This window comes from Acinetobacter johnsonii (assembly GCF_048551975.1).
Classification (GTDB): domain Bacteria; phylum Pseudomonadota; class Gammaproteobacteria; order Pseudomonadales; family Moraxellaceae; genus Acinetobacter; species Acinetobacter johnsonii_A.
In genome coordinates, this window is the sequence record NZ_JBIMCF010000008.1 from 1 (window position 1) to 25884 (window position 25884).

Annotated in this window: 22 protein-coding genes and 5 pseudogenes; 11 read left to right on the plus strand and 16 right to left on the minus strand. The window is 39.2% G+C overall.

Going from position 1 to position 25884, the window contains the following annotated elements; translation table 11 throughout:
• Positions 1 to 98 precede the first annotated feature (98 nt).
• Both fghA and ACG9ZB_RS08265 read left to right on the plus strand, forming a co-directional pair.
• Positions 99 to 857: pseudogene (gene fghA / locus ACG9ZB_RS08260) on the plus strand (S-formylglutathione hydrolase); the annotation flags it as partial.
• Positions 858 to 1189: 332 nt separating this feature from the next.
• Positions 1190 to 1504, plus strand: a complete 315-nt coding sequence (locus ACG9ZB_RS08265; protein ID WP_032056236.1) for a putative quinol monooxygenase — start codon at positions 1190 to 1192, stop codon at positions 1502 to 1504.
• Between the two features lie 73 nt (positions 1505 to 1577).
• On the opposite strand, the pseudogene ACG9ZB_RS08270 reads toward ACG9ZB_RS08265, so the two are convergent.
• Positions 1578 to 1880: pseudogene (locus ACG9ZB_RS08270) on the minus strand (hypothetical protein); the annotation flags it as partial.
• Between the two features lie 184 nt (positions 1881 to 2064).
• Here ACG9ZB_RS08270 and ACG9ZB_RS08275 point away from each other — a divergent pair.
• From ACG9ZB_RS08275 to ACG9ZB_RS08285, 3 genes and pseudogenes are all read left to right on the plus strand, one after another.
• Positions 2065 to 3222, plus strand: a complete 1158-nt coding sequence (locus tag ACG9ZB_RS08275) for an iron-containing alcohol dehydrogenase (RefSeq protein WP_419325307.1) — start codon at positions 2065 to 2067, stop codon at positions 3220 to 3222.
• A gap of 85 nt (positions 3223 to 3307) precedes the next feature.
• Entirely contained in the window at positions 3308 to 3985 is a 678-nt protein-coding gene (locus ACG9ZB_RS08280) for a type 1 glutamine amidotransferase domain-containing protein (RefSeq protein ID WP_419325308.1), read from the plus strand.
• Between the two features lie 204 nt (positions 3986 to 4189).
• Positions 4190 to 5317: pseudogene (locus ACG9ZB_RS08285) on the plus strand (alkene reductase).
• 83 nt (positions 5318 to 5400) lie between these two features.
• Here the strand turns inward: ACG9ZB_RS08285 and ACG9ZB_RS08290 are convergent.
• Together ACG9ZB_RS08290 and ACG9ZB_RS08295 are read right to left on the minus strand one after the other, a co-directional pair.
• On the minus strand, positions 5401 to 5631 hold the full coding sequence (locus ACG9ZB_RS08290) for a hypothetical protein (RefSeq protein WP_001087973.1): 231 nt from the start codon (positions 5629 to 5631) through the stop codon (positions 5401 to 5403).
• Between the two features lie 104 nt (positions 5632 to 5735).
• Complete coding sequence (locus tag ACG9ZB_RS08295) at positions 5736 to 6344, minus strand: TetR/AcrR family transcriptional regulator (RefSeq protein WP_419325309.1); 609 nt, start codon at positions 6342 to 6344, stop codon at positions 5736 to 5738.
• A 143-nt stretch (positions 6345 to 6487) separates the two neighbouring features.
• On the opposite strand from ACG9ZB_RS08295, the gene ACG9ZB_RS08300 reads away from it, so the two are divergent.
• Positions 6488 to 7507 carry an NADP-dependent oxidoreductase gene (locus ACG9ZB_RS08300; RefSeq protein ID WP_419325310.1) on the plus strand — a complete coding sequence of 340 codons (1020 nt, stop codon included), beginning with the start codon at positions 6488 to 6490 and terminating at the stop codon, positions 7505 to 7507.
• An 8-nt stretch (positions 7508 to 7515) separates the two neighbouring features.
• Positions 7516 to 8154, plus strand: a complete 639-nt coding sequence (locus ACG9ZB_RS08305; protein WP_419325311.1) for a glutathione S-transferase family protein — start codon at positions 7516 to 7518, stop codon at positions 8152 to 8154.
• Positions 8155 to 8570: 416 nt separating this feature from the next.
• On the opposite strand, the gene ACG9ZB_RS08310 is transcribed toward ACG9ZB_RS08305, so the two are convergent.
• Positions 8571 to 9002: a PPC domain-containing protein gene (locus ACG9ZB_RS08310; protein WP_419325312.1), complete on the minus strand. Its 432-nt coding sequence runs from the start codon at positions 9000 to 9002 to the stop codon at positions 8571 to 8573.
• Between the two features lie 171 nt (positions 9003 to 9173).
• Between ACG9ZB_RS08310 and ACG9ZB_RS08315 the strand changes: the two are divergent.
• Together ACG9ZB_RS08315 and ACG9ZB_RS08320 are read left to right on the plus strand one after the other, a co-directional pair.
• Positions 9174 to 9507 (plus strand): annotated as a pseudogene (locus ACG9ZB_RS08315) (transposase); the annotation flags it as partial.
• 46 nt (positions 9508 to 9553) lie between these two features.
• A pseudogene (locus ACG9ZB_RS08320) lies at positions 9554 to 9913 on the plus strand (DDE-type integrase/transposase/recombinase); the annotation flags it as partial.
• Positions 9914 to 10442: 529 nt separating this feature from the next.
• Here the strand turns inward: ACG9ZB_RS08320 and ACG9ZB_RS08325 are convergent.
• From ACG9ZB_RS08325 to ACG9ZB_RS08335, 3 genes are all read right to left on the minus strand, one after another.
• Complete coding sequence (locus ACG9ZB_RS08325; RefSeq protein WP_419325393.1) at positions 10443 to 11063, minus strand: aminotransferase; 621 nt, start codon at positions 11061 to 11063, stop codon at positions 10443 to 10445.
• A gap of 81 nt (positions 11064 to 11144) precedes the next feature.
• Positions 11145 to 11627 (minus strand): CinA family protein, encoded by a 483-nt coding sequence (locus ACG9ZB_RS08330; RefSeq protein WP_419325313.1) that lies wholly within the window; start codon positions 11625 to 11627, stop codon positions 11145 to 11147.
• A gap of 44 nt (positions 11628 to 11671) precedes the next feature.
• Complete coding sequence (locus ACG9ZB_RS08335) at positions 11672 to 12322, minus strand: A1S_1983 family putative colistin resistance protein (RefSeq protein WP_419325314.1); 651 nt, start codon at positions 12320 to 12322, stop codon at positions 11672 to 11674.
• Between the two features lie 101 nt (positions 12323 to 12423).
• Here ACG9ZB_RS08335 and ispF point away from each other — a divergent pair, with 101 nt between their 5' ends.
• The gene (gene ispF / locus ACG9ZB_RS08340; protein ID WP_004979990.1) at positions 12424 to 12912 is read left to right on the plus strand and encodes a 2-C-methyl-D-erythritol 2,4-cyclodiphosphate synthase; all 489 of its coding nucleotides are present in this window, start codon (positions 12424 to 12426) and stop codon (positions 12910 to 12912) included.
• Here ispF and ACG9ZB_RS08345 read toward each other — a convergent pair.
• From ACG9ZB_RS08345 to ACG9ZB_RS08375, 7 genes are all read right to left on the minus strand, one after another.
• A complete protein-coding gene (locus ACG9ZB_RS08345; protein ID WP_419325315.1) occupies positions 12900 to 13424 on the minus strand; it encodes a protein tyrosine phosphatase family protein in 525 nt (174 codons plus the stop codon). The two genes, ispF and ACG9ZB_RS08345, sit on opposite strands and share 13 nt — an antisense overlap.
• Positions 13425 to 13480: 56 nt before the next feature.
• Complete coding sequence (locus tag ACG9ZB_RS08350; protein ID WP_010326598.1) at positions 13481 to 14572, minus strand: 3-deoxy-7-phosphoheptulonate synthase; 1092 nt, start codon at positions 14570 to 14572, stop codon at positions 13481 to 13483.
• Between the two features lie 139 nt (positions 14573 to 14711).
• A complete protein-coding gene (locus ACG9ZB_RS08355) occupies positions 14712 to 15608 on the minus strand; it encodes a sulfite exporter TauE/SafE family protein (protein WP_419325316.1) in 897 nt (298 codons plus the stop codon).
• 227 nt (positions 15609 to 15835) lie between these two features.
• Positions 15836 to 16090 carry a hypothetical protein gene (locus ACG9ZB_RS08360; protein ID WP_419325317.1) on the minus strand — a complete coding sequence of 85 codons (255 nt, stop codon included), beginning with the start codon at positions 16088 to 16090 and terminating at the stop codon, positions 15836 to 15838.
• A gap of 418 nt (positions 16091 to 16508) precedes the next feature.
• Positions 16509 to 16805 (minus strand): hypothetical protein, encoded by a 297-nt coding sequence (locus ACG9ZB_RS08365; protein ID WP_419325318.1) that lies wholly within the window; start codon positions 16803 to 16805, stop codon positions 16509 to 16511.
• Positions 16802 to 18361, minus strand: coding sequence for a PepSY-associated TM helix domain-containing protein (locus ACG9ZB_RS08370; protein WP_419325319.1), 1560 nt, complete (start codon positions 18359 to 18361; stop codon positions 16802 to 16804). The genes ACG9ZB_RS08365 and ACG9ZB_RS08370 overlap by 4 nt, the downstream gene beginning before the upstream one ends.
• 357 nt (positions 18362 to 18718) lie before the next feature.
• A complete protein-coding gene (locus ACG9ZB_RS08375; protein WP_419325320.1) occupies positions 18719 to 20875 on the minus strand; it encodes a TonB-dependent siderophore receptor in 2157 nt (718 codons plus the stop codon).
• 245 nt (positions 20876 to 21120) lie between these two features.
• Here ACG9ZB_RS08375 and lpxB point away from each other — a divergent pair, with 245 nt between their 5' ends.
• Positions 21121 to 22293, plus strand: coding sequence for a lipid-A-disaccharide synthase (gene lpxB, locus ACG9ZB_RS08380; RefSeq protein ID WP_419325321.1), 1173 nt, complete (start codon positions 21121 to 21123; stop codon positions 22291 to 22293).
• Between the two features lie 69 nt (positions 22294 to 22362).
• Here lpxB and ACG9ZB_RS08385 read toward each other — a convergent pair whose 3' ends face one another.
• Both ACG9ZB_RS08385 and ACG9ZB_RS08390 read right to left on the minus strand, forming a co-directional pair.
• Positions 22363 to 24567: an OsmC domain/YcaO domain-containing protein gene (locus tag ACG9ZB_RS08385; RefSeq protein WP_419325322.1), complete on the minus strand. Its 2205-nt coding sequence runs from the start codon at positions 24565 to 24567 to the stop codon at positions 22363 to 22365.
• A gap of 282 nt (positions 24568 to 24849) precedes the next feature.
• The gene (locus tag ACG9ZB_RS08390; RefSeq protein ID WP_419325323.1) at positions 24850 to 25782 is read right to left on the minus strand and encodes an AraC family transcriptional regulator; all 933 of its coding nucleotides are present in this window, start codon (positions 25780 to 25782) and stop codon (positions 24850 to 24852) included.
• Positions 25783 to 25884: the final 102 nt, after the last annotated feature.

Genomic DNA, 25884 nt, shown 5'->3' on the forward strand with positions numbered 1-25884 from the left:
AGATATAACTCATTGAGATGTGTCATAGTATTCGTCGTTAGAAAACAATTATTGTGACATTATTTCAATGAGTTATCTATTTTTGTCGTGTACAGAGAAACTGTTCAATGAAATTCTCAATATATCTGCCACCACATGACAAAGATGAGCGGTTGCCAGTTTTATATTGGTTATCAGGACTGACTTGCAACGAACAGAACTTTATTACTAAAGCCGGAGCACAAAAGTATGCGGCTGAACATAAAGTCATTATTGTTGCACCAGATACCAGCCCACGTGGAGAGGATGTACCAGATCATGCAGATTATGATTTAGGCCAAGGCGCAGGATTCTATGTGAATGCAACACAAGTACCCTGGTCACAGCATTTCAAAATGTATGATTATATTGTGGAAGAGCTCAGAAATCTGATTGACCTGAATTTTCCGACCAACCAAGTCCAAAGCATTATGGGGCATAGCATGGGTGGTCATGGTGCATTAGTAATTGGTTTAAAAAACCCTGAGCTGTATAAAAGTATTTCTGCTTTTGCACCAATTGTTGCACCTAGCCAAGTACCTTGGGGGAAAAAGGCTTTCACACACTACCTAGGTGAAACCGAAACTTTATGGAAAAGCTATGATGCGATTGAATTAATCAAAAACGCTGAAGTTCATTTACCTATTTTAGTCAATCAGGGAACAGCTGATGATTTTCTTGAAGAACAGTTAAAGCCTAAGCTTCTTAGTGATATTTGTTTGGAACAAGAATATCCTCTTACACTTAACCTAAGAGAAGGGTATGACCATAGCTATTACTTCATTGCGAGCTTTATAGAGAAACATCTAGAGTTTCACAGCAAATTCCTAGCTAAATAACTTTCATAGATATGAGGATGTATATGTTGTTCTTGAATGTCTCTTGAGCAATATAATTTCCAGATGAAGAGGTCAGCTTATAAATCTAAGGGTGAATCAATTGATCCTTATATAACTAAGATTGAATTTAATCATCTCATATCTTAATTTTCTGATTCAAATGTTAATGGTATTAACTTGAATAAATTCATAGCATTATGCCGAAATAAAAAAACCAGATTTTGGCTCAGCTATGGGATTTTTTTTAACTTTTATACAACAAAACTTTCTGACATGCATCCATTAGCAATGTCAGAATCGTTTTAATTCTAATCAATTGTGGAGTCTTAGTCATGCTTAAAACAGCTTTATATGTCCGCCTTGAAGCTAAACCGGGTAAAGAAGACGAAGTGGAAGCTTTCCTTAAAGCCGGTTTACCTATTGTAATGGAAGAACCTGCGACAGTTGCGTGGTTTGGCCTACGTCTTGGACCTACAACATTTGGTATTTTTGATGCATTTCCTGATGAGGCGGGTCGCGAAGCACATTTATCTGGCAAGGTTGCAGCTGCTTTGATGGCTCAGGCCGATGAGCTATTTTCAGAGCCACCATCAATTGAAAAAGTAGATGTTTTAGCTAGTAAACTACCAGCTCATACTGACGCCTAAATGTATGAAAGTGCTGCCTGAAATTTCGAATGAAAGACAGCACTTCAACCCTTTGAGGTTTGTCGGAGGCTTTTTATTCAAGTTGGGCTACTTTATTTAATGGCTTAATTTCATCATTTACATGGATCAATATCAAAACAGGGTAAATAAACGAATGCACCCATGTACATGCTTTATATTGAACCAATATATCTAATTTACTGTCGCATTTGTACATCTGCTAAACCGTGCCAATCTGCTTTAAATATTCAATCACCACTGTTTTAGCCAATGCGTTCATGACCATGTCAGTAGTCATACGTGTTGATACCTTTCATCCAACAATCGCTCGTGAAAATACATCAATAATAAAAGCGGTATAGAACAAGCCTGGATTTTTTAACCATCACTAAAGTTGCAAGCTGAAATAATTTTTATAAAAATAGACGACTGGTCTATTTTTATGTATAGTCACCACATGGTGTAGGCAAAAGCCGCAGTGTTGTCCAATTTTTTAAAGTTTATTTGATGAATAACGGTGGTTTTTCAAATCAATTAGTTGATCATCCTAGGATAAAAATATGCTGAATTTTAACTTTTATAATCCGACCCGCATTATTTTTGGTGGCGATACAATAGCTAAAATCAATGACTATGTGCCTACAGAAGCAAAAGTATTAATGTTGTTTGGTGGTGAAAGTGCACGTAAGAATGGTACTTTAGCTGAGGTGCGTGAAGCATTAGGTCCAAGAGAAATTCATGAATTTGGCGGAATTGAGCCGAATCCGAGTTATGAAACCCTCATGAAAGCTGTAGAGCTGATTCGAAAACAAAAGATAGATTTCTTGATGGCTGTCGGTGGTGGATCGGTAATTGATGGTACTAAATTTATTGCAGCAGCAGTCAATTATACAGGGGATGCATGGGAGATTTTAGAAACCCATGGTACTAAAATTACTCAAGCTTTGCCTTTTGCGAGTGTACTCACCCTTCCAGCAACTGGTTCAGAAATGAATAGCGGTGGGGTAGTCACCAGAAAATCGACCCAAGCCAAATTGTCATTTAGCAGTCCCTATGTTTTTCCACAATTTTCCGTACTCGATCCGAATAAAACTTTTAGCTTGCCGACGCGCCAGTTAGCAAATGGCGTGGTCGATGCATTTGTTCATGTCATGGAACAGTACTTAACTTACCCTGTCAATGCACAAGTACAAGATCGTTTTGCCGAAGGTCTATTGCAAACTCTGATTGAGATTGGACCGAAAATCTTGGAAGATTCGGCAGACTATGACACGCGTGCCAACTTGATGTGGACCGCCAGCATGGCGCTGAATGGGCTAATTGGAGCTGGTGTACCACAAGATTGGTCAACCCATTTGATTGGACATGAGCTCACGGCTTTATATGGTATTGATCATGCTCGTACCTTGGCAATTGTGTTGCCGGCCAATCTACAAGTACGTCGTCAAGAGAAGCGAGAAAAATTACTACAATATGCGGCTCGTGTCTGGCAGATTGTCGAAGGTGATGAAGAACAACGTATTGATACTGCTATTGCTCGTACTCGAGCCTTCTTTGAGCAACTTGGATTGCCGACCCGTCTTAGCGATTATGGATTGGGGGAGACAGATATTGAGATCATCATTACGCAACTTAAATCACACAATCTTACACAGCTAGGCGAACATAAAACTGTTTCATTAGAGATCAGTCGCCAAATTCTCGAGACGAGTATCTAAATAAGCGTATCTGTCATGGTCACGTTACACGACAAGTGATCATGCAACAATGCTCCTCAATCCTGAAAAATATCGGAGAAATAACATGAAAATTTTAATCGTTTTAACCTCACATGATCAACTTGGCAATACTGGTAAGAAAACAGGTTTCTGGTTAGAAGAACTTGCTGCACCGTATTACACCTTTATTGACTCTGGTGCTGAAGTTACGCTGGCGTCGCCTAAAGGTGGGCAGCCACCACTAGATCCGAAAAGTAATTTAGCAGAAGCACAAACTGAAACCACTCATCGTTTTGAAGCAGATCCAACTGCAATGCAAGCATTGGCACAGACGCATAAACTTAGCGAAATTTCTGTAGCTGATTATGATGCAGTGTTTTATCCAGGCGGGCATGGCCCATTGTGGGATTTAGCAGAAGATCCGATTTCAATTTCTCTGATAGAACAGGCGATTCAGTCTGGCAAACCTGTTGCAGCAGTGTGTCATGCCCCAGGTGTTCTTCGTCATGTGAAAGCGAGTAATGGAGCGCCTTTAGTTAGCGGTAAATTAGTGACTGGTTTCACCAATACTGAGGAAGCCGCTGTAGGTTTGACTGAAATTGTACCATTTTTAGTCGAAGACATGCTTAAAGAAAACGGTGGTCATTATTCTAAAGTGGATGATTGGCAAGTATATGTTCAAGTAGATGGCTTGCTGGTTACTGGACAAAATCCAGCATCTTCTGCTGCAACTGCCTCAGCATTACTTCAATTGTTGAAATAAAGAGTGGCTAGTTTGTGTTGTGGTGCTTAGCAATGAATAAAACTTCTGACTCTGAGCAACTGGTGTAATAAGCAAAATAACCCTCATTTAATGGTGAAGGGCCTGAGTTAATAGCTTTCCTTCCTTTATTTTTTCTATATACAGGAAGGAAGGGTATTTTTTTAATTTAGATCAATTAAGTCATGATTACTTGGATACAATGAAATGAAAGACAGCAAACTTTTTCAGAACTTAAGCTTAGGCCCTTATGTTTTGCAAAACCGTATTGTATTGCCACCATTAACACGGTCGCGCAGTAGTCAGCCAGGTAATATTCCAAATGAATTAATGGCAACCTATTATCAACAGCGTGCCGGGGCAGGATTTATGGTCACCGAAGGTACGCAAATCGAGCCACGTGGACAAGGCTATGCTTGGACTCCCGGTATTTAAAGCCCTGAACAGATTGCTGGATGGCGTAAAGTGACGGAAGCATTGCATGCTAAAGGAGGCATAATTTTTGCACAACTTTGGCATGTTGGGCGTGTTTCACATACATCTTTGCAACCCAATCATGCATCACCGGTCGCACCCTCGGCTATTAGGGCTGATAGCAATGTTAAAGTGTTTATTGAGACCGGGCCTAATGTTGGGACCTTGGCTGATCCTTCAATGCCACGTGCTTTAAGCAATGCAGAAGTTAAAGAATTAGTGCAACTCTATGCTCAAGCAGCACGCAATGCCTTGGCTGCTGGTTTTGATGGGGTTGAAATTCATTGTGCAAATGGTTATTTGGTGAATCAATTTATCTCTGCACATAGTAACCACCGTGAAGATGAATATGGTGGATCACTAAACAATCGTTTGCGTTTTTTACGTGAAGTAGTAGAGGCAGTTGCTGAGGTGGTTGGTGCAGATCGTTTAGGAGTGCGTTTTGCCCCGCTATTTGAAAGTACAGAGGAAGATCGTGTTTACATAGGGTTGGTTGAAGATGATCCACATGTGACTTATATTGAAGCCATAAAAATACTTGAAGAAGTTGGGATTGCCTATTTATCTATTGCAGAAGCTGACTGGGATAATGCACCAGAACTTCCTCATGATTTTCGTAGAGATGTCAGAGACACTTTCAGTGGTCGGATTATTTATGCAGGTCGATATACGGCAGAAAGAGGGACTCGAATTTTAGAGGCAGGACTGGCCGATTTAATTGCATTTGGACGCCCATTTATTGCGAATCCAGATTTACCCGATCGCATCGCCAATGGCTGGCCATTGAATGGAGTAGATGCAAGCACTATGTATGGTGGGACGGAAAAAGGCTATATTGATTATCCAGCTTACGCAGATTAATCTCGACTAAGTGAGTTATTTTGCCAACCTTTGTAGTTGGCAAAATAAGGACTTAGGATTGCTGTTGCCAGCATAAATTCTTGTTAAAACAAATTCTTAAAATTTTTTAGCTGTGTAATGAGCCAACCAGCCAGTGGAAAAGAAATCAGTTGCGTTACTGGCACTAATACTATGACTTCAATCAACACCATCATCGGGAAACTTTGATGCTGAGTAATTGGCTTTAATAAAGTGAGAACCAGTAATAGTGTGGGATATAAGCCTAAATAACCAACTAAAATACGAGTCATGAGGGCTTTAGAAGGAGAATTCATTGTGCGCTATACTCATGGATTGTAAATTGATCTAATAGCAACACATTAATAAGTCATCATTGGGCTGCTGTCATTAATTATGTGATTGATATTTAATTTAATTTTTATGAATCTTCATTTTTTAATAGAAATTTAGTTGCTCTTAGAGCTTGATGTAATGGTGTTTTATCTTTTTGCAACTTACTCAGTAATGCTGCACCTAACCACATTTGGTAAAGTACTTGTGCCAACGTCGAGGCCTCAGTATCTGCTTGGATAGACTGATCCTGTTTACCCAAATCAATTAAACCAGCAATACGTTGGATTACATCATCGACGCCAGCGGACATAATGGAGCGCATATCTTCAGATAGATCGGCAACTTCTGCGGCAAGTTTCACAATTAAACAGCTATCCGCCCAACCACACTGTGTTTCAGGATCTTCTATCCATAAATTAAAATACTCAATCAGCTTTTGATAAGGGGATTTATCGCTACGCCATACATTATTTAAACGGACTTGATAATTATCCACATAATGCTGTACCAATTCACATCCGAAAGCTTCCTTAGATTGGAAATAATGATAAAACGAGCCTTTAGGGATCTCACAGCTCTGTAAAATTTCCTGTAATCCTACACCGGTAAAACCTTTATGCAAAATCAGGTCTGAACTGGTGTTAAGAATGTGTAAACGCTTCGCTTCAGACTTCTTAATAGGGGTAGGCTTCATATTAATTATTTACTCTATTGTAAAAAATAGACCAGTCGTATTTTTTTTTATTATAACTCATCTACAATTGATGTAAAGACGTTTTAATCAACAGTTTCAATTATCAATAGAAATACTTTTATACAAAACATGGAGTTATGCGAGTGGAAACAGTTATTAACCAACGCATCGTTTTAGCTAAACGGCCAGTAGGTGAGCCAAAACACAGCGATTTTCGTATTGAGCAAGTTGAGCTCAATGAACTTAAACAAGGCGAGATATTGTTGAAAACCATTTACTTGTCACTCGATCCTTATATGCGTGGTCGCATGAGTGATGCTCCTTCATATGCAGCGCCGGTTGAAATTGGCGAAGTGATGGTCGGTGGAACAGTCAGTCAAGTGGTGGCCTCTAAAAACCCAAAATTCAAAGAAGGCGAGTGGGTTCTTTCAGGAAATGGCTGGCAGGGCTACGCAATTTCTAATGGGTCTGCCTGTCAAAGCTTAGGTATGCAACCTGAACATCCATCTTGGGCATTGGGTATTTTGGGAATGCCAGGATTTACTGCTTATATGGGGTTGTTGGACATTGGTCAGCCTAAAGCCGGTGAAACATTAGTCGTTGCAGCTGCAACGGGACCTGTTGGTGCTACGGTTGGACAAATTGGCAAACTTAAAGATTGTCGCGTGGTTGGCGTCGCAGGTGGGCCTGAAAAATGCCGTTATGCAGTAGAAGAACTCGGCTTCGATGCTTGTATCAATCATCATGATGAAAATTTTGCAGAACAATTACAACAAGCAGTTCCCAACGGTATTGATATTTATTATGAGAATGTAGGGGGTAAAGTGTTTGATGCGGTATGGCCATTGCTTAACTCTGCGGCACGTGTACCGGTGTGTGGTGTGGTTTCCCAGTATAACGCTACCGAGCAAGCACAAGGGCCAGACCGTTTACCGGGCTTTATTTCCACCCTTTTAAAAAAGCGTATTCGCATGCAAGGCTTTATTATTTTTGATGATTATGGCAGTCAGTATCCGGAATTCTATCAGCAAATGTCTGAATGGTTGAAAGACGGAAAAATCAAATATAAAGAGCATATGGTGCAAGGTTTAGATAACACGATCAATGCTTTCAATGGTATGTTGAAAGGCGAAAACTTTGGCAAAGTCGTTGTAAAAATTTAGGAATTATCATGATTACACTACATCATTTAGATCAATCACGTTCTTTTCGCATTTTGTGGTTACTTGAAGAAATCAAGCAGCCTTATGAGCTGAAACGCTATTATCGTGACTTAAACACGCATTTGGCCCCTGACTCTTTAAAAACCATCCATCCTTTAGGGAAATCTCCAGTATTGGAATGGGATGGCAAAGTTATTGCAGAGTCAGGCGCAATCGTTGAGTTATTAATTCAGCAACTTGCGCCGCATTTAGCACCAGATATGGATGAACCTACCTATGTCGATTATCTACAGTGGATTCATTTCTCAGAAAGCTCTGCCATGCTGCCATTTTTATTAAAAACGTTTAATGCGATAGAAACCAAGCAGGGTACGAAGTTGGTATTTCTAGAAAATTATACTCAAGTTGAGTTCGATAAAGTATTTAGCTATTTAAATAAATATTTAAAAGATAAAGAATTTCTAGTGGCAGACCGTTTAACCGGTGCTGACTTTATGATGGGCTTTGGACTACATGCTTTAGTTCATCATATGGGACAAGGTGAAAATTATCCTCATATCCAACGTTATGTAGCGGGTTTAAGCCAACTACCTAGCTGGCAAGCCGCAGTACAAATTGAACAAAATGGTGTGAAAAGTCAAAAATAGTAAGATTGATTTTTTAAAGGCAATTTAGAAAAAGAGTCGTGATTGACAAGTACATCTAGTTAAAAAAATAAGCTGACACTTATTTAAATTAAACGCCCAATGAATTTCATCGGGCGTTCTCTATTTTAAAGATAAGGAATTACCATTATTTAAGACAAGTTTCGCCTATTCTTTCACTGCAAATTCCTATCAGAAGAGTTTGAATATTACGACGGTTAGGTTGAAATATATAATCAACTTTTGAAAGAAAGAAACGTGACTAACGCACAGCAAGATTAAATTATTTCTCGGGGTATTAAACAAGTAAACTGCATCATTTTACTAACATAAACACATACACGTAAAAATCACGCCCCGCTTAACTGGCAATAGTTTTTGAACCCTTGTATAAAAGTTTAAACGAATCTAGCAAGTCTTTATTTAATGTTAATATTCATCCAGTATTGAGGTTTTTTATCTTTTCTTGCCTGTGATCTAGGTTGTAATACTCTAATTTCATACTCACCTGAAGCAGGTAAAATATAAATACCATTATCATCAAGATCTGAAGAATATTCTCCAAGATTGATGGAGTCTTTTAATTGATTACCCCATAAGTAAGTTTCAACATTTCCTCCAGTCAACTTCACTTTTAACTTTTGCCCTTTTTTAGCATAAAATTTGTAGGAATCATACTTGTATCCATCTAGCCTTCCGTAATAATTTGCAGAGTAAGCTTTTTTTGCAAACTTAACTACAACAGTCTTTTGTATATCATTGTTATCATTTGCAAGTACGGCAGGGCTAAGCATAGTTAAAGTTAGGGCCATACAAGCACCAGCTAGTAATTTCGTATTCGCTATTTTCATAAGTTACCTTAATTCTTGTATCGTCCCTGACATAGTAACATAAGTAACCATAAATCATGGAACAGAAATGTGAATAGTCACCAAAATTCTAGACACACATAACCATCTTTTGGACTACCACCACTCTCCTAGACAAATATGATCTATTATTTTTGCATAGGAGAAAACATTATGAGTGGACAACGTTATACCCAGAATTTAAAGATGAAGCTGTAAAATTGATTACTGAACGAGGATAATCTGTCATTGATGTGGCAGAACGTTTAGGTGTATCACAGCACAGTATTTATAAATGGCTTAAAGCTGTACATCCATTACACAACAATCATGATGAACATGAACTGCTTGAAGAAAAGAAAGAAATTCTACGGCTTAAAAGTCAGCTTAAACAAACAGAAGAGGAGCGAGATATCTTAAAAAAGGCCGCAAGGTACTTTGCAAGCCAGCCCGAGTGAAGTATCACTTCATCCTTGACTACAGCCATCAACTTAAGATTAAAACGATGTGAACCGTACCGGGTTTGTTGGAGAGTCAATATTCTGAGATGAGATAGCGTCTTTATTATTGATGTGTTCTCACGAGCAATTGTTGGATGAAAAGTATCTACACGGATGAATACAGATATGGTGCTCGATGCACTTGAGCAAGCATTGCATGATCGAGGTATGTCAAAGAATGTAATTCATCATTCAGACAGAGGTGTGCAATACCTCTCTATTCGCTACACAAATCGTCTAGAGGCAGCAAATTTACGAGCGTCAGTCGGCACGACTGGTGATTCGTATGATAATGCTTTGGCTGAAACGGTAAATGGTTTATACAAAACAGAAGTGATTGAATATTTAAAAGCAGATTGGCAAGGTTTAGCAGATGTACAACTTGCGACATTAAATTGGGTAGATTGGTTCAACGTATTATTCGACCAAGTGCGCACTATAGCTGAATACTTAATTTATTATCACACCTAAAACCATAGGAAATGAGGTTTTACAGATGTTTCCATGTGCTAGTGTTTTTAGAATTTAGCTATATACGGGGCCTGAGCTACGTAAAGTGGTGCCGATTGATGAACGTTCAGCGGCTTAATGTAAAGCTCTGATACATTATAAAAAAGCCTTTTCAGAGTAATGCCAGTCAGTAAAGGGTTTTAGAAGTAAAGACCTTAGCCTTTTAGTTATGCACGACGGAGTCTTCTATTTTAAATCATATACTTGGAGCTCATCTATTACTTTGGATAAGCCCAAAGTAATCAAAAGCATTTGTCATCTGCAAAACTCGCCAAATTCCTTTTATTGATTAATTAATCGCAGAAAACTTACTTTTTAAAAATAGTTTTGCCTTGAACAGTTGCGGATGACGTTTCCATGTATCGAATAACATCATGAATTTAAAAAAAGCCAGGCAACTTATTAACTGACTGGCTTTCCCTCTTCTGAGGTTTTATTTTTTAGGCATCAATAAAACAGGATCTTCAATGTTATAACCTGTTTCAAAAGGAATCCCGAGATATTGAACTGTTACCAGCACTTTTTGTTGATTCGGAACTTTATAACTTTGCGAAATGCGCATGCCATTTTTATAGTCCACCGCCTTTTGTACGGGACTTTTCAAATTGCTGTATTTCACTTCATATTGATAGCTAAACTTCGGGATGGAGACTTTAGCGTCATACCAAGAGGGTTCTTTTGAAGTCTTTTTACTGATGACTTGAATTTTAACCTGCTTGGGTGGAATCGGCGTTAAAGCTTTGAGTCGTTTTTTTATTTTTGCAATGTCACGGTCAAACTTCTGACTGTCTTGATCATAGTCAATTTTTTGAGTTTTTGGATTGATATATAACGATTTTACTTCAATCAGCTTAGAGGGTGTTTTGCTGTTGAGTTGATAATAATACAATTGTGGTAAACGACCACGACCATCTACATAATGTCGCATCACATAAATTTTTTGATCAGCTTGATCGAGTCCTAAAACTTCAATATTTTGTGGTCCCCCTACAGTTGCAAAACTATGGCTTGAAAAAAATAGGGTGCTGAAAAGTAGAGAATGGATTATTTTCATCATGAAGCGCTTCACATTTTTATTGATTATGGTTCAGTTTAAGGGTTCTAAATGTAGAAAAATCAAATTTAGTGTAAAGATTTAAGCATTTTGAACACGTTCAATGACCATTTGAGCGACATTTTTCGTAAGTTGATCAAGTCGCTCGAGTGCACTGCCCAGTAGTAAATAATGGTAAGTACTTAAACTGTTTTGATAATGAATGGCAATATAAAAGGTGCCTTCAGGTTTTTCAGGCGTCGCACTTCCACCAGGTTTGAGCAAACCTGTACAGGAGACAATAATATCGGCATGACCAAACAGTCGATGCCCATGAAGCGCCATAGCTTCAGTGACTACAATCGACTCTGCTGTATATTGCTGAATAAGTGCAGGGTCAATCTTTAAAATTTCACATTTGATACTGGGGTCATAACTGACCAGTCCACCGAGTAGAATGTCAGCTCCGCTATGTTTATAAATCGAAAATTGACTGGATAGATAACCTGAACTGGCACTTTCGATAAAGGCAATGGTCAATTTTTTTTGTTCTAGGAGGTTACAGCATTGCTTGAGTACTTGCACGACTTTAGCCTCCCGATGTTCATTACGTTGATCTGTTTGCTAGCTTAGTCATAAACACGGTACAAACCGACAAAACGATTACATGCTTTACTTTCACTTTTTACAGAAAGAATGGCTTTTTGAAAGTTGAACTGGTAGTGACAGTTGTTTTCATTATCAGTAATGTTTTGTTTTTGGTCTGGTGTTGTATAGGCCAAAAATGAAATGGTTTGGGTTTCTATTCGGTTATTGGGACTACGATATGCAATACCTTCGATCTTAATTTTATCTTTAGAGAGCTGATGCACTTGTAGATGCACAGGTTGTTTGGCAATGACCCCATGTTCAAATTTCAAATAATGTTGAGTCAAACTTTGATTTAACGATGTATAGAAGTTGAGATCATCAATTCTAAAATCCATCTGCTGCTGATAGCAAGCTAAGGATTTACACTGCTGTAGGCGGTTTAACCATAGCTGATGGGTATCGACCAATAAACGCTGCGGCGCATCACTGATTAAAAAAGCAGTCATTGATTGCGTGTCTAATTTTTGTCGAATGTCTTTGAATTGATCGCTACAGATCTTTTTAAGGCTAGATGAAGTAGGATCATCACAGTCAATGACTTGAGCATAACTAAAGCTGGTACAAAGACAACTTAGACACACTAAAATACTAAATTTTTTCATAAGTTTTATGTCGGTTTTCAACAGCATGATCGCTTATACTTTCACTATGTTGCGCTGCTTGTAACTATAGCGAAAGAGAAAGCGTGAATACAAGATTTCAATCATTTATTTCTTAAAGGAAACTGAGCATGGTTGCACATATTCGAATTGGACAGGGGCTTGATGTACATGCTTTTGAAGAGGGGGAATTTGTCACACTGGCAGGTATTCAAATTCCACATACACACGGCTTAAAAGCACATTCAGATGGTGATGTGGTTTTGCATGCTTTAACAGATGCATTATTGGGTGCGTTGGCTTTAGGCGATATTGGTCAGCATTTTCCCGATACCGATCCTCGCTTTAAAGGGGCAGACAGTCGAGTATTACTCAAACATGTCTATCAGCTCATTTTAGATCGTGGTTATCAGTTAAATAATGCTGACATTACTGTGGCATGTGAACGTCCGAAGTTGGCACCGCATAATTTAGCGATGCGCCAAAGCATTGCAGACGTTCTTGATGTTGAAATCACGCAGATTAGCATTAAAGCAACGACCACGGAAAAACTGGGCTTTACGGGTCGTCAGGAAGGTATTTTATCTACAGCTACAGTGCTGATTTCTCACGCAAAATGATCAGGATTGATCATCGCGAGCTTTAATTCTTGTGTTGCTTTACGACCTTGAAGTTGTAAGGCAACAGCATGAGCTAAACCTGTCCATGTGTCATTCGGTTCCCAAATTTGATGCATGGCTTCATGTGAGGTTGGCATATCGATATTCATATAATATTGACGATATAAATACATCAAACTACTGACTCGATAATTTTCTGAACAATGGACCCAAATAGTTTGTTCTTGCACCAAATGATCAATCATATCTAAGACCAATAAGCATTGATCATCAGATGGTGTATCCCATGAAATAGGCACTTGTATATAGTTCAAACCGAGCTCTAAACAGATTTGATCTTCATTCGCTAAATAGTTATTGCTATTACTGAGCGCAAGATTGATGACCGTGTTTACGCCATACTCTTTAATTTGCTGTAATTGCTCAGCAGTCGGTTGTCCAGAAGTAAACAAATGCTCGTGGATAAATTGAAAGTTAAGTGTTTGGCTTAAGTGTGTTTCAATAGCGTTCATAATTATTTCTTAATCTTAGAATGAAAAACGCCATCCGAAGATGGCGTTTTAAAAACTTAACGGTTCGGTAAAACGTCTTTGAGTGCTTCGTGCATCTCTAGTAATACCTTTTCTGTGGTATCCCAGTCAATACAACCATCGGTTACTGACTTGCCGTATTCAAGATCGCATAGGTTTTCAGGAATTTCCTGACGACCACCTTTAAGGTGACTTTCAACCATAATGCCGATAATAGATTTATTTCCATCAATAATTTGTTCGGTAATATTTTTCAGAACAAGTGGTTGAAGGAACGGGTCTTTGTTCGAGTTTGCATGACTGGTGTCAATCATAATTTTGGTGCTGACTTTCGCTTTAGCCAATGCTGCTTCTGCTTCTGCTACAGAACCTGCATCGTAGTTTGGCTTACCGTTACCACCACGAAGTACCACGTGTGCATACGGGTTACCTGAAGTACGAATCACAGAGACTTGGCCTTGGTTGTTTAGGCCTAAGAAGTGGTGTCCATGTTTAACAGACTGCATTGCATTGGTTGCAACAGTTAAACCACCGTCTGTACCATTTTTGAAACCTACAGGTGAAGATAAACCTGAAGACATTTCACGGTGTGTTTGGCTTTCAGTGGTACGTGCACCAATCGCTGACCAAGAGATTAAGTCTTGGTAATACTGTGGTGAGTTTGGATCGAGTGCTTCAGTCGCACATGGCAAGCCTTTTTCATTTAACTCAACCAAAAGCTTACGACCAATGCGTAAACCTTTTTCAATGTTGAATGAGTCATTCATGTCAGGGTCATTGATCAGACCTTTCCAACCCACTGTGGTACGTGGTTTTTCAAAATAAACACGCATTACGATATAGATTGAGTCTTTAATTTTATCGCTTAAAACTTTTAGACGGTCTGCGTATTCGTGAGCAGCGACAGGATCATGAATTGAACATGGACCAATCACCACAAAAATGCGCTTGTCTTTACCATCTAAAATATTGCGAATCGTTTCACGACCGTGAAGTACAGTTTGATATGCAGACTCAGTGAGAGGCAATTCAGTTTTTAATTCCGCAGGGGTAACTAGCGGATGAATGCTTTGTAAATTCACGTCATCGATGTCGTTTTGGGTAATAGAGTTTGACTGTAGAGTATTCATTGCCGTCACTGGTTCGATCGTATTAAGTTGCTTTATAAGCTGAATATAACACGGTTTAGCTGATAAAAGGTTATAAAAAAGTCGAATGAATCTTTGAAAAAAAAGTGATGAATCTTAGGTTTATTTTAAATCAGAATGCCTACACTGAGGCATTTTTAACTGTTGAAATTTGAACAACTTGAGCGGTTTCGGCTGGCTTCACAGGTTTGGCTTTGATCGGATTCAACATGAAGTTCACACCCAGTGCAAACAGGGTAATACCCAACACTTTACGGATGATTTTTTCAGGAAGGCGTGAACTAATCAGTGTTCCGATAATAATTGCTGGAATAGAACCCACCAATAACCACATAAGGAGGTGGAAGTCGACGTTGCCTGAAGTCATATGACCCATACCTGCAACGAAAGTAAGTAACACCGCATGCACAACGTCAGAACCAATAATACGAATCATTGGTAGGTTTGGGAACATAATCACCAAAGCCATGATTCCGAAAGCACCTGCGCCGACTGATGACAGTGTTACGAAAACCCCAAGAACCACACCCATCATCACAATGTACTTACGTTTATTGCTGGTTTGAAGCTGAACTTTTTCTAAGTCTTCAGTCATGTCTGGGAGTTCATCCTTACGTAATTTGTTGAAGAATTTTTCAATTTGATTACGGAAGACAATCGATAAACCTGTAATGGTCAACATGAAGCCTAAAACTATGGTGAGCACGGCTTTGTAGTGGGTAGACTGGCTTAAATAGTTATCGAGTACCCAGTGCGTTGCAAAGGAAGCTGGAATACTGCCAATTGCAAGCCAAAGCACAATTGGCCACACAATATTTAGTTTTTTTGCATGTACAAATGAACCACAAAATTTTGAAATTGCTGCATAGAGCAAGTCTGTACCAATGGCAATGTGTGGTTCAATTCTGAAAAGGCTGATGAGGATCGGCGTCATTAATGAACCACCACCTACACCAGTAATTCCCACACAAAAACCGACTAAAACACCTGCGAGAATAAATTCGAGTGGACCAAACATTGTTATATGCCAAAATATCAAAAAACGTGCATATCTTATGACGTTTTCATATAAGTCGTTGTCTTGATTATTGATTTACTTATTCTAAAAAGAGATATAGAAAAGATTATTTGAGCTGTAGCCGCGTTTTTATTTTTATGCCTACAATTGTCAGCAACCACCATAGATTGAAACCTATGAGTGTTTGTAGAACATAAAGAGGGGCTAGCTGATGCTTTTTCCATTGCTCAAAAATTCGCTGTGGTCGAGCTATAGGTCATATCTAAGTGCTGCTGACGTGGATTAGCTAATGTGATCTGATGAATAAATGCCTCCTTTTTTGCATTTTTTAGGTTCAAAAAAATACGCTCCAAATAGTAAACCTCGACCTGCTTTGCCGTAAATTGGTGACGATGTGATGTCTGGTCACATAGTGTTTGAACAGGTTCTCCCATCAATGCGCAGTTTGCGATCCATAAATGATGCTGTTGTTTAAATTTCAAGGCATTGATTCATCCTTTACTAACTTCAACGGTGATTTCATCAAAGGTTTTACTCTGAATCTGAGTGGGGGGGATCCAGCTGCTTGGGAAACAAATAAATACAAGCAAATTGAAAATGAATGAAATAAAAAGCGTCCAGCCAAAATAATGCTGCGACCAAATGCAGAGCTATTGAAAGGGTATTATGATTTCTTTTTGTAACCAATCTAAAGCTGAACGTAATATTTGTCCCGAGAAATGATCTATAAAAGTGCTTATTATTAAGCGTGTTATAACTAAAAACTCACGGTGTTTCAACTTAAATGATTTTGATCACTCTTTAAAATTCTGTTGAGATGATTCTGGCTCATATATTTACACACCTTTTTATTTGGCTCATGATCTTAATAAAAAGGTGTGTGAGTTGTAGAGTAAATAATTACTTAGATTGAGCTGTTTTTTTAGGTTTTAAGTCATTGATGCTCAGAATCAGTATAAAAAGTATCGGGGTTGCAAATACAAATAAACTGACACTACCCACACCGCGGCCCGTGAATTGAATCAATAAAATTAATGTCGCGGCCAGTATACCAAAAGCCAGATATCGGCAGATTTGATAATGTTCTGCACACTTGGCCCAACGTGACTTTTGAGTTTTTGGACGCTGCTTATCGCTCACCAGAAATAATACATAGCACGCGAGAGTGATCAGAAGTCCTGTAATCAGGTAGATCATGAATTGGGCTCCTGAACTGCAGTATTGGCATATTTTTTCTGAATTTTTTGTACTGCTTTTTGTTGAATCGGCTGGACTTTTTGATGTAAGAAAACAGCCAATATCGCAAGGATGAAGATCATAAGATCAACTCGCAAAAATAACCAATATTCATGTAAGTCATGTACATATTGGTGGCTGATTAAATAGTAAAGGTTGAAAATAGGCAAAGATACAGCCAGTAAAATGAAGACTTTCAGTTGAGTTTTCCAAAGGTGTTGCTGTGGAGTGAGCAATGCAATGACTAAACTAAGTAACCAAGTGCCGAAAAATGCGTAAATTTCGTAGTTGGGTTGACCAGCTTCTAACTGAAGTAAACGGTTTGCACAAAGATAACTGAGCATAGCAATCGGCAAGCCAATGATGGCAGCCGTATTTAGGCGGTTAACTACATAATGTCCAAAGTGGAAACTTTGTTTTTTATTTTGTAGCTGACGTTTTAAGTTCCAGAGTAAAAGTCCAGACGCAATCATGGCACAGCCTAAAAGCCCTGAGAAGAATAAAGCAAAGCGTAATATGGGCTGTGCAAAGTGTGCCATGTGTAAACCATAGACTCCATTATTGAGCGTTGCAATTGCACTATTATTCCGAATGTCACCGAGCAGGGCGCCAGATTCCCCGTTAAAGCTGAGTTGGGCTTGGTTTCGCGTGATGCTTCGGTCAGTTGACTCAACCAAGTTCACCTGAGCGATATCGGTATTGGGGTGTTTGACCGTAATATTGTCAATTTCTGTTTTACCCCAACGCTGCTCAGATTGTTGTATGAAGTACTCAATCGGTCGCATCGTAGCAGGTGTCGGTTTAACCTCAGAGCTGATGCTAATATTTCTAATTTCATCAAAATATTGGAACGGTTGCTCTGGGTAAAGTTTTTTCATGCCATTGGGAAGAATGAGATAAAAGAAAATGGCTAAACCAGTGAATGTAATGGTCAGAAAAAAGGGCAAAGCAATAACAGAGGTGACATTGTGAAAGTCTAGATACGAGCGTTGCCCTTTGAAGGCTCGTAGGGTAAAGAATTCGGTGAATATCTTTTTATGTGTGATGATGCCTGAAATGAGGATGATCAACATTAAGAAGGCAGCAATCGTGACTAATAGCCTACCGATAAAATAGGGCACACCATACAGCTGATAGTGAAAGCCATAGAAAAACTCACCGCCTTGGGTTGCAGACAAGGTGACTTCTTTACCCGTGTTCGCATCCAAAGTCTTATTTTCGTAGCCACCATCGGCCTTTTGCCAGTAGATTTTATTAACAGGTGAACTAGGGCTAGCCACGCCGATATACCAACTTTGCGCATCTGCGGCATTTTTTTGTAAGTATTGATATGCCGACTCCATCGCTGTGTCTTGTTTGACTTGCATGGTGGCAAATTGCGGTTGCATCCATAAATTTATTTCATGACGGTAATAGGTCGCAGCACCTGTTATAAAAATGGCAAATAATAACCATCCCAGTGTTAGTCCAAGCCAAGAGTGTAGCCATGCCATTGATTGGCGAACAGATTTTTGCATGGTTTAACCTACGAACTTCAGCAATAGAAAAAAGCAAAGGGAAAGAGAAATAGTTGAAGCGCTTAACTTTTTCAGGGATTGAACACAAAAGCTTACAATGACAAAAATGGTAAAGAAAATAAGAGATAGAAAAGCCGCCAAATAAATGGATTCTGCTTTAGCGAAGTGAGGGTAAAAACTGAGTGTAAGCAGTTCTGATAACATGAATGTACATAAATAGCCTAAGCCAAATGCGATCAAAAACCGATACAAAACGGATAAGGGATATTGAAATTTATGCATGACGAACCATTTAACCCAGAAAAAAGCACCTCATTTTCTGTGCTGTTAAATAACAGAAAACAAGGCGCAATTGAATCAATATTTAAATTTTACAGCAACACTATAATTGGCTGGTGCGCCATAAAATGCTTGACCATCAGGGAAGCTGTATAAGTATTTTTCATTTGTAACGTTATTTGCATTAGCTTGAAGGGAAATATGCTTATTCAAATCATAACTCGCCATTAAATTGACTAATGCATAAGCATCTTGAGTGATCGTACTATCTACTGATGAATCATATAATTTCGTCGAATCTTGCCACTGTAGTGCCGCACCAACTTTTAGTTTTGGTAAGGTAGGAATGTTATATGTCGTCAAAAGATTTATGGTTTGGTTCGGATTATAAGTTCGAGCATCTCCACCGTTTTTTAGATCCTTTAGGGTAAATTGAGCATAGCCAAAGGATATATTTAGATGGTCGGTGAGTTGACCTGCTAAGCCCACTTCAATGCCTTGGGAACGTAAATCACTTGTTTCCACTTTCCGTGTTAGTGGATTGCCATCTGAGCTACGTAAAGGATAGTTACTTTGTTCTGTTCTGAATACAGCAAATGTACCAGTGAGTTTCTCATCTAGCCATGAACTCTTAACTCCCATCTCATAGCTTTCACCTTCAACAGGTTTAAGCGCTTTATCAACTTCTGCACCAGTTTGTGGGCGGAAAATAGAGGTATAGCTTAAGTACCCTGTATATTCAGGAGTAAAATTATACGTGATGCCAGCATATGGCGAAACTTTACTTTCATCATAAGCAACAGATGAACCATAACTAGTTCCATCATTTTTTGCTTGTACATAATTGGAACCTAATAATAACTTTAAGTCATCACTGAGATGTAACCGAGTTGCGGCATATAAAGAGTTAATTTTCTGAGTATAATTTGCAGCTTCACTGAAATCAGACCAAGTTACAGATTGAGGAGTCCAACTTGCCCAATTTGTCGTTAATTGACGTAAGTAGCCAAGCGAATAATCATCTACAATATTACTATCATTAATATAGCCATTGGTTTGTTGATCATGCTGCTTACTGTGAATATAACTATACCCAATCGTGGCCTCATGATCTCGGCCAAACAAAGCATATTCCCCCTGTAAATTTAAATCAGCAAAATGTCTTTTTTGACTTTCTTTACCACCCCAAGCAGTGAGTGATACGTCAGATCCATCCTGATTTGGATAACCATAGTAATAGAGCAACTTGCTATTGTGCTCAGTATTGGTGTAGTTGTAGCTGAATTTTGCTGCCCAATTTTCATTCAGCTTTTGCTTTAATTCTATGAATGCTTTTTGACTTTTATTATCCCAATATGCCCAATCAGGGTTTGGATTGTAATTGCGATCATATGAAAGTTGATTTCCATCAGCATCTAATAAAGGTAACGCTCCCCAATTATTTGCATTCGGTTTATTTTTTTCTTCACTATAGCCAACAGTAAGTAAAGTACTATCTGTCAGATCGGCTTCAAGAATGCCTGAAAATCCATTTTTCTCCGAAGAATAACGGTCTATATATGAATCTCCAGTTTGCTCATAACCCATTAAGCGACCACGAATACGTCCGTCTTGAGTGAGGGTACCTGATACATCTGCTTCATAACGTTGTGTATTCCAAGAGCCATAACTTACACCAGCATTTGCTTGAAAGTCTTGGGTTGGGCGTTTACGAATATAGTCGATTGTTGCACTTGGGTCGCCAAAAGCATTGGTCAGAGCATCTGCACCTTTAATGACTTCAACTCGATCATAAAAATATGTGTCTGGGTTGGTATTATTGTAGTTGTAGTTACTCGATGGAAATCCAACGCCATCTGTTAATATATTTGAGATTTCAAAGCCACGAGCCATATACGTTGAACGTTCCGTTTCTTGGTTCGTAACTGTGACTCCAGGTGTATTATTTAAAACCTCACGAGTGCTATTGAGTGCGAAGTCATCAAGTTGTTGACGTGTCACAACATTGACTGTTTGAGGTGTTTCTTTGAGTGGGATATTTAGTTTAGTCGCACTAATGGACTGTTGAACAATATAGGATTTAGACTGTTCAGAGCTTTCAGTGGCTTGATCACCAGTGGGTTGTACAGTAATTGTTGCTAAGCTTTGAGCGTCTTGTGCAAAGCTATACTGAGCGCTAAGAATAGCTAAACTAATGATAGAGAGCTTAAAACCGCGAAAGGAGATATTGGACATTTATAAATACTAATGAGAATAATTATTAATAAGTTTATTGTTTGTATGTGAGTTTTACAAGATATTTACAATTGAAAAAATAAATCAAAAGAAATCTTTGATTGAGGCGATATGGAGTGGTTAAGGGTTTATGAATACCATTGATGTAAGTTGACGGCACTTTATCATTGTTGCTTTAACATACCCACGCCAATCTAAAAGACGCTATGTTATGATGTATGGGTTGAAAAATAAGGAATAATGCTTTGCAAAATCGGAAACTTAAAATTGGAATCGTAGTGGGTGAAGTATCAGGTGATACTTTAGGTGCTAAACTTATTCGCAGTTTTCGTGAGCAAGGAATTGATGCAGAATTTGAGGGTATTGGTGGCCCGCAAATGATTGCAGAGGGTTTCAAGAGTTTTTATCCGATGGATATTTTATCGGTCATGGGGTTGGTTGAGGTTCTGAAAGACATTAAAAAGCTTTTTGCTGTGCGTGATGGACTGGTAGAGAAGTGGGCTACCAATCCTGTCGATGTATTTATTGGTATCGATGCGCCAGATTTTAATTTGCGTCTTTCAAAAAGTTTAAAACAAAAACAATTGCCCATAAAAACTGTGCAGTACGTTAGTCCTTCCGTTTGGGCATGGCGTCAGGGACGGGTTCATGGGATCAAAGCTTCTATTGATTTGGTACTGTGTTTATTTCCGTTTGAAAAAACATTTTATAAAAAATGGGATGTTCCTGCTGCTTTTGTAGGACACCCCTTGGCGAGCCAATTGCCTTTGGAAAACCCAATTTTACAAGCCAAAGAAGAACTGGGTTTAGATCTGACCCAAAAGCATATTGCTTTACTGCCGGGAAGCCGACGTGGTGAAATTGAAAAGCTCGGTCCACTGGTTTTAGATGCTGCAAAATTGCTCTACGCCAAATATCCAAACCATCGCTTTGTGATACCTGCGATCAACGATGCACGTAAGCAACAAATCGAAGCTTTGCTTGCCCAGTATCCAAAAGCACTGGTCGATCAAATAGACTTGCTTGAAAACTCAAGTACCGAGTCAAAGATCGGGCGCCAAGTGATGAACGCCGCTAATATTGTAGCTTTGGCTTCAGGTACAGCAACTTTAGAAGCTATGCTGTTACACCGACCAATGGTAACTTTCTATAAGTTGAACTGGCTCACCTATCATGTGGTGAAATTCTTGATCAAGATTCAATATTATTCATTGCCAAATATTATTGCGGGCAAGAAAGTGATACAAGAATTAATTCAAAAAGATGCAACGCCTGAGAAATTGGCGGATGAAATTGAAAAATTAATGAATATTGAAACCGCACAGATTCAGGCTATGCAGCACATTACCATGCATAAACAGTTACTTGCAGGTAATAGTGAAAACCCTGTTGAGGCGATTTTAAATATTTTAGATTAATTTTCTTTAAGACATCGTGATAGTGCAGTGAGAAACAACCCAAACGTATTTGGGTTGTTTCTTTTTATTTTAAGGTTTTAGTCCAACAGCCTTGGCACGTGCAGCGTGTAACTTTTTATAACTGTCGATTAAACGTAAGTGACGGTCCAAACCTTCAAGTTTCATACTGGTTTCTGTTAAACCATAGAAACGAATACGACCTTCAACTGTGCCTATTACCGCATCCATACGTTCATCACCGAACATACGGCGGAAGTTGGCTTCATATTCTTCCAGTTCCATGTCGTCATCCAGCATTACTTCGAGCACGACATTCATACACTGGTAGAACAGACCACGTTCAACGGTATTGGTGTTGTATTGTAAGAATGCTTCAACCAAGTCTTTAGCTTCCTCAAACTGCTCTAATGCAAGATAGATGAGTAGTTTAAGTTCAAGCAGAGTCAATTGACCCCATTCGGTATTGTCATCAAACTCAATCCCGATCAAAGTCTTGATTTCAGTATAGTCATCTAGCTCACATTCTTCTAAACGTTCAACCAGCGCTTCGAGTTGTTCGTTGTTTAAACGGTGTAAGTTGAGGATGTCTTCACGGTAAAGCAGTGCTTTGTTGGTGTTGTCCCAAACCAAGTCTTCAACCAAGTAGATTTCTGAGTAACCTGGTACCAAGATACGGCACGCCGTTGCGCCTAAATGTTGGTAAATCGCCATATAGACTTCTTTGCCCATATTTTCCAAAATACCGAACAGTTCATCAGCCTCATCTGCATTTGAGTTTTTGCCTTGATTGGTAAAGTCCCACTCGACAAAGTCATAGTCCGATTTGGCACTAAAGAAACGCCATGACACCACACCACTTGAGTCAATGAAGTGTTCAACAAAGTTATTGGGTTCAGTGACCGCATTTGAGCTAAATGTTGGGCGAGGCAAGTCGTTCAGACCTTCAAAGCTACGACCTTGAAGTAGCTCAGTTAAGCTACGCTCAAGCGCAACTTCAAAGCTTGGATGTGCACCGAAAGAGGCGAATACACCACCTGTACGTGGGTTCATTAACGTCACACACATTACAGGGTATTGACCGCCTAGAGAAGCATCCTTCACCAGTACAGGGAAACCTTGCTCTTCTAAACCTTGGATGCCCGCTAAAATGCTAGGATATTTCGCTAAAACCTCTTGTGGTACATCTGGCAGGGTCAGTTCGCCTTCCAAAATTTCACGTTTTACGGCACGCTCAAAAATTTCAGACAAACACTGTACTTGTGCTTCAGCTAAGGTGTTTCCTGCACTCATCCCGTTACTAAGGTACAAGTTTTCAATCAAGTTTGATGGGAAGTAAACCACTTCAGCATCAGACTGGCGAACAAAAGGCAAAGCGCAAATACCGCGCTCAGTTTTCCCTGAGTTGGTGTCGTATAAATGCGTACCTAACAGTTCTTCTTCAGGGTCATAAATTTCAAGGGTATATTCATCCAGAACGCCTTCTGGCATTTCACCATTTGGACCTGGCATGAACCATTTCTCATCTGGATAATGCACAAACTCGGCATTAGCAATATCTTCACCCCAGAACTGGTCGTTATAGAAGAAGTTACAGTTCAGACGTTCAATGAACTCACCCAGTGCAGAAGCTAATGCACTTTCTTTGCTTGACCCTTTACCGTTGGTAAAACACATTGGTGATTGAGCATCACGAATATGTAAAGACCACACATTCGGCACAATATTACGCCAAGAGGCAATCTCAATTTTCATGCCTAGACCAGCCAAAATACCTGACATATTGGCAATGGTTTCTTCTAAAGGCAGGTCTTTACCTGCAATGATGGTGCTGGTTTCAGAAGCAAGGCTTGGAATAAGTAGGGCTTGAGCATCAGCATCAATGCTTTCTACTTCCTCAATAATAAACTCAGGACCTGTTTGAATCACTTTCTTAACTGTACACCGGTCGATAGAGCGCAAAATACCTTGGCGATCTTTTTCTGAAATGTCCGCTGGGAGTTCAACTTGAATTTTGAAGATTTGTTTATAGCGGTTTTCAGGGTCAACAATATTGTTTTGTGACAAACGAATGTTGTCGGTTGGAATGTCACGTGCCAAACAATACACTTTGACAAAGTAAGCCGCGCAAAGCGCAGAAGATGCTAAGAAATAGTCAAATGGACCGGGTGCAGAGCCATCACCTTTGTAGCGAATCGGTTGATCGGCAATGACTGTAAAATCGTCGAACTTCGCTTCTTGGCGAAGATTATCGAGATAATTAACCTTGATTTCCATGCTGGCACCTAAATTTTCTTATATGTCAGCATGGACATATAAGAGATAAAATATTGAAAATAAGCCGAATCACGGATGAAGACTGGACTTAAAAAAAGTGTGGCTAGAGCGAAAAAGAACAAACAAGCAGTGGTTTGAAGCCATCTCTAGCAAGGATGCGGGATATTATAGTGTGATTTTCACAAGATGCTAATCTTTGTCTGCAAGTTCAAGGTATTTATCTGGGTACAGAAAGACATGAGTAGAGTGAAGACTGCTATTAAATCATTACGGACGAGCATTTTAAATTGGGTTTGGATGATTTCTATATTGGCTTGGGCTCATTTGATATTGTCGTTTAAAGCTTTGGCTAAAAGCCGTTTCAGAGTTATAACCCACCCGATGTGCAATTTGCTGAATGCTACCTTGTCCATTACGCAGGTATTGGGCGGCTAAACGCAGACGGTGTTGTTGCAAATAAGCCAAAGGGCTGGTGCCTAAAATTTGGCTAAATAATGTGGCAAATTTAGACCGTGACATACAACACTGTTCTGCAAGGGACTCAACGGTCCAAGGCTGTGCAGGTTCCGCATGAATTTTTGCAAGGGCATTGGAGAGTTCAGGATGAGATAAAGCACTCAGCCAATTGTTCGAGTCTTGCAGCGCATCAATATAATCACGTACACATTCAATTAATAAAATACTCACCAAATGATCCAAAATTTTGTCACGACCTGGGCGTATGCGCTGGACTTCTAGAGCGAGAAACTGCAGTCCAATTTGTAACCATTCAGGAACCGTGCTGAGATCTTTGTGCTGAAGGTGAATAAACGCGGGTAAGGCCTGTACTAAAGGACGTGCCATAATGGGGTCCATATATGCATGTAGGGCCAAGATCACGGTTTTTTGTTGTGTCGCATTACTCCCAAAAGAGACTTCTTTATGTTGGTTTTGGACAAATAAGTCAGAAATATCGAATACTTCCAATAGTTGGTCGGTGGTTGAGGATCGACACTCATGGCTTGGCCCTGAAGGCAGTAATATCAAGTCTCCGACTTCAGCAACAATAATTTGTTTAGCATCTAAACAAATGGTGAATTGTCCTTGAAGTACCGCATAGGCCATCATGGTTGATTGTTCGGTATAGCGAAAAGCCCATTCACCATGAGGTTTTAGGTAGAGGTACTCAGATTGGTTGAGGTGTATATCTTCAAAAATTTTACTTAAAGCATCCATACTTTACGATTTCTAGTCTTTATTTCTTAGGCTTAATATTTGATTTAGGGTCAATTTAAGTCATTTCAGGCCAAGGACGATTACGCTGTTTTCTTGGACGTT

Bases quoted from the DNA above. Each gene is read 5' to 3' on its own strand.
- ACG9ZB_RS08370 (WP_419325319.1), bottom strand. From the start codon at position 18,361: ATGCAAAAATCTGTTCGCCAATCAATGGCATGGCTACACTCTTGGCTT.
- ACG9ZB_RS08385 (WP_419325322.1), bottom strand. From the start codon at position 24,567: ATGGAAATCAAGGTTAATTATCTCGATAATCTTCGCCAAGAAGCGAAG.
- ACG9ZB_RS08355 (WP_419325316.1), bottom strand. From the start codon at position 15,608: ATGTTTGGTCCACTCGAATTTATTCTCGCAGGTGTTTTAGTCGGTTTT.
- ACG9ZB_RS08295 (WP_419325309.1), bottom strand. From the start codon at position 6,344: ATGAAGCCTACCCCTATTAAGAAGTCTGAAGCGAAGCGTTTACACATT.
- ACG9ZB_RS08275 (WP_419325307.1), top strand. From the start codon at position 2,065: ATGCTGAATTTTAACTTTTATAATCCGACCCGCATTATTTTTGGTGGC.
- ACG9ZB_RS08350 (WP_010326598.1), bottom strand. From the start codon at position 14,572: ATGAATACTCTACAGTCAAACTCTATTACCCAAAACGACATCGATGAC.
- ACG9ZB_RS08310 (WP_419325312.1), bottom strand. From the start codon at position 9,002: ATGAAAATAGCGAATACGAAATTACTAGCTGGTGCTTGTATGGCCCTA.
- ACG9ZB_RS08335 (WP_419325314.1), bottom strand. From the start codon at position 12,322: ATGCTGTTGAAAACCGACATAAAACTTATGAAAAAATTTAGTATTTTA.
- ACG9ZB_RS08290 (WP_001087973.1), bottom strand. From the start codon at position 5,631: ATGAATTCTCCTTCTAAAGCCCTCATGACTCGTATTTTAGTTGGTTAT.
- ACG9ZB_RS08325 (WP_419325393.1), bottom strand. From the start codon at position 11,063: ATGAAAATAATCCATTCTCTACTTTTCAGCACCCTATTTTTTTCAAGC.
- ACG9ZB_RS08265 (WP_032056236.1), top strand. From the start codon at position 1,190: ATGCTTAAAACAGCTTTATATGTCCGCCTTGAAGCTAAACCGGGTAAA.
- ACG9ZB_RS08305 (WP_419325311.1), top strand. From the start codon at position 7,516: ATGATTACACTACATCATTTAGATCAATCACGTTCTTTTCGCATTTTG.
- ACG9ZB_RS08390 (WP_419325323.1), bottom strand. From the start codon at position 25,782: ATGGATGCTTTAAGTAAAATTTTTGAAGATATACACCTCAACCAATCT.
- ACG9ZB_RS08280 (WP_419325308.1), top strand. From the start codon at position 3,308: ATGAAAATTTTAATCGTTTTAACCTCACATGATCAACTTGGCAATACT.
- ACG9ZB_RS08345 (WP_419325315.1), bottom strand. From the start codon at position 13,424: ATGAACGCTATTGAAACACACTTAAGCCAAACACTTAACTTTCAATTT.
- ACG9ZB_RS08365 (WP_419325318.1), bottom strand. From the start codon at position 16,805: ATGATCTACCTGATTACAGGACTTCTGATCACTCTCGCGTGCTATGTA.
- ispF (WP_004979990.1), top strand. From the start codon at position 12,424: ATGGTTGCACATATTCGAATTGGACAGGGGCTTGATGTACATGCTTTT.
- ACG9ZB_RS08375 (WP_419325320.1), bottom strand. From the start codon at position 20,875: ATGTCCAATATCTCCTTTCGCGGTTTTAAGCTCTCTATCATTAGTTTA.